The sequence below is a fragment of the Solirhodobacter olei genome (assembly GCF_004010155.1).
GTDB lineage: Bacteria > Pseudomonadota > Alphaproteobacteria > Rhodobacterales > Rhodobacteraceae > Solirhodobacter > Solirhodobacter olei.
The window spans coordinates 1-1759 of record NZ_RRYH01000083.1 but is presented as its reverse complement, the minus strand read 5'-3'; the positions used below and the strand labels follow the sequence as shown (position 1 = coordinate 1759).

Genomic DNA, 1759 nt, shown 5'->3' with positions numbered 1-1759 from the left:
CCCACGATATTCACCGGCCCGCGTCTCTTGGGCTCTTGAGGGCTCGATGAGGGGTTTCGAGAGCGGCCGATGAACCTGATTTTGGTGACTGGCGGCCGGTTCCTGGGCGATGGAGCTTACGAGCGGTCAGGCGGCGTCCTTTGGCGGTTCGGAAGCAGTATTTCAGCGGCTTTGGCACAGCCTGACGGGCCGCCCCAGGGCGTTTTGGTGATCAAATTCATGGGCCACCGGCGGTGGGCTACGGATCTGCCCAGTGGAGCGCGGTGATCTGCGGCCAGATCGCCGCCCAGAATGGGGCGGCGGCGGCAGAGAGAGCGAGGGTCATTCGCCGGGCGGAGACGGTGAGCCGGGCGCCGGCGCGCAGCACCCGTTCCCGGAGCCGACGCAGGCTCCAGCCGGTGCCGGTGGCGCGAGCCATCGCGCGGCGGGCGATGTGCATCACTTCGTAGGCGAGACAGGCGATCAGCAGGCGGACCTCGTTGCAGGCGAAGGCATCGACGGCGGGCGTCACCGCTTTCGGCTTGCGCCCGCGCCAATGCGATTTCGCCCGGTTGGTCGACGACAGCGCAGGCGCCAGCACGTCCTTTAATTCGCCCATATGGCCTTCGGCTTTGCCGCGTTCGCGGTAATGCGCCAGGACCTCGCTGCGCGCCTGCTCGGTCCAGGGACGCGAAGTGACGAGGAAGAAGTGATCGAAGAGCAGGTCGCCCTCGCGTTCCTTCACAACCAAGATTACCCGGCGCGGCTTGTCCCAGCTGTCGGCCTGATAGCGCAACTCGTGCAGCCACATCCGCGGCTCCAGCGGTCTGCGCCCCGGTGGGCGCTTGAGGTAAGGTTCCGCCGCCCGCTCCAGCACCGTGTTGCTGCGCAGGCGGGAGACATAGTCGATCTTGCGGGCTTCCAGCCCGGCCAGCAGCGCCGCCGAGGGAAAGCCGGCATCGATGCGCACCATCGCCACCTCGCACAGGCTCTTCTGCGCCCGGTCCACCACATCGAGAATGACATCGAGCGCGCCGTCCGCGGTGCCGACATTGCCCGGCCGGAGCCGGGCATCGAGCATGTCGCCGGTCTCGGCGATCGAGGTGATGAGCGGGTGATAGATCCGGGCCGCGTAGTGGCCATTCCACTCGGCCTTGGGCTGGTGGCCATGGACTTCGAGCGGTGCGCTATCGACGTCGAGCGTGAGACACTTGGCGCGCTGGCCACCCCGTTCTGCCCGGATGCCGCGCCCGGCCAGCTCGAGCACCGCCGCGTGCAGCACCTGCAGGTTGGTCGGGGCGGCCAGCGCCGCGGTGACGCGCGACAGGGTCGGCTGCGACGCGAGCCCCGGCCCAGACAAAGGCGTCACACCTGCCGCCGATTTCGTGGCCAGCCGGAAGGCCGGATCATGGCGCAGAGCATCGGCATCATCCTGATCGCGCCATCCTTGGGCGGCCAGCAGAATACTGGTGCGCAAGAGCGAGGCGAGATCGTGGGTCACGTCTTCCTGGCGGCGGGGGTCGACCATTCGGGCCGCCATCCAGTCGACGATCCCGCTGCCTTCGAGCACCTCCCGCAGCAGGATCGCCCCTGGATCGCCGGTCAGACGATCGGCCCGGCTTTCGATCCGAAGGGAACGGTTGAACCGCGGTGAGACTGGCTGTAGCGTTTCACCCATGCGTGCGTCCGAAGTTGCTGGTGGGTTCTGTGTAGCAACTTGATTCTAAAGCGCTTTCAGGCGCACGCAACCTTTCCCTCAGATTTGCGCGAATATGGCGGG

The 1759-nt window shown here is 67.0% G+C and carries 1 protein-coding gene; it reads right to left on the bottom strand.

What is annotated here, in order from left to right; genetic code table 11:
• Positions 1-238 precede the first annotated feature (238 nt).
• A complete protein-coding gene (locus tag EIP85_RS22555) occupies positions 239-1657 on the bottom strand; it encodes an IS1380 family transposase (RefSeq protein ID WP_127904444.1) in 1419 nt (472 codons plus the stop codon).
• Positions 1658-1759 lie beyond the last annotated feature (102 nt).

Coding starts and splice junctions, on each gene's coding strand:
- EIP85_RS22555 (WP_127904444.1), bottom strand. CDS start 1,657: ATGGGTGAAACGCTACAGCCAGTCTCACCGCGGTTCAACCGTTCCCTT.